Genomic DNA, 1,298 nt, shown 5'->3' on the forward strand with positions numbered 1-1,298 from the left:
GGCGTCCCACCCGGCTTTGCGGGCCAGCTGGTAGGGCTGCACGCCGTGGCGGGCCAGCCACGTCGCCCAGGGGTTGGCCGCCCCCTCTTCATCGGCGTGGGGACCGGTGGTGCTGGTGTCGTCGTCGAGGGTGGTCACTCGTCGAACACCTCCAGGCCGTCGGCGTCGGGGTGCTCGGCGTAGTACTGGGCGAAGACGTCGACGTCGTCGACGACCTCCAGCCGCCGGGCCCGCTCCGAGCGGCGGGCCACCAGGTCCACCACCCCCGGCAGGCTCGCCACCTCCCGCGCCGCAGCGGTTGCCGCAGCTGCCGAGGTAGTCGCGTCTGCCGTGCCAACCGCTGGCGCGACTGCGGGGGTGGTGTCGGTGGCGTCCTCGGCCGCGCGCTGGGCGCTGAGCCGGCGGGCCAGAGCCCGATCCCGACGGGCGGTGACCTCACCGGCTGACCACTGGCCCAGCAGGTCGTGCACGGCCTGCTGGGGGTCGACGTGCCGGTGGGTGCGGACGCTGACCTGGCGGGCGTAGTCCGCTGCGGCCTGGGAGAACGGGCCGTCCATGCCGTGAGCGTGCTCCCACACCAGGCGGTGCCAGTCGCCGGTGTCGGGGTCGCGGAAGTGCACGTGCCGCACGTCGGACACGTCGACGTGGAAGGGCCACTTGCCCGCGTGCACCCCGCTGAAGGGGGAGCGGTGCCCGCGGTGCAGGTTCAGGCCCGGGCCGTTGTACCGCTGCCCGTGGATCTCCACCCCGTAGTGCTGGATCGTCCGCCACACCACCGCGAGGAAGTCGTAGGCGAGCCCGGGGCGGGCGGGCAGCCGCAGCGTCCCGGCGCGGGCCAGGCCCACTTCGAACATCTCCGCCGGGGAAAACGACGCCTGCGGCAGCTGCGGGACGCACAGGCCCGCGTGGGCGGTGTGGTGGTAGACCGAGGCGACCCACTGGCGGATCACCGCCTCGAGCTCGGTGACGTAGAAGAACGCCTGCCCTTCGACGTCCTTGCCGCGGTTGGCGACGTCGGGGCCCTTGTAGGCGGGCAGGTGCTGCAGCAGCCCCTGGCGCAGGATGCGGAAGAACCGCTCGACCGTCGGCTTGNTCCTTGCCGCGGTTGGCGACGTCGGGGCCCTTGTAGGCGGGCAGGTGCTGCAGCAGCCCCTGGCGCAGGATGCGGAAGAACCGCTCGACCGTCGGCTTGTCGGTGGGCTTGCGGGGGATCGCCGGCTGCACCGTGATCCCGAGCCGGGCGCAGACCCCCATGACGTGCGAGGACATGTACGCCTTGCCGTGGTCGATGACGATCG

At 72.9% G+C, this 1,298-nt stretch carries 1 protein-coding gene and 1 pseudogene; both read right to left on the reverse strand.

Going from position 1 to position 1,298, the window contains the following annotated elements; translation table 11 throughout:
- Nucleotides 1–134: 134 nt before the first annotated feature.
- A complete protein-coding gene (locus WDZ17_RS17335) occupies nt 135–950 on the reverse strand; it encodes a hypothetical protein (RefSeq protein ID WP_339576427.1) in 816 nt (271 codons plus the stop codon).
- A gap of 241 nt (nt 951–1,191) precedes the next feature.
- Nucleotides 1,192–1,269, reverse strand: a pseudogene (locus WDZ17_RS17590) (hypothetical protein); the annotation flags it as partial.
- Between the last annotated feature and the right edge of the window lie 29 nt (nt 1,270–1,298).

It is taken from the genome of Pseudokineococcus basanitobsidens (assembly GCF_037482545.1).
Taxonomy (GTDB): domain Bacteria; phylum Actinomycetota; class Actinomycetes; order Actinomycetales; family Quadrisphaeraceae; genus Pseudokineococcus; species Pseudokineococcus basanitobsidens.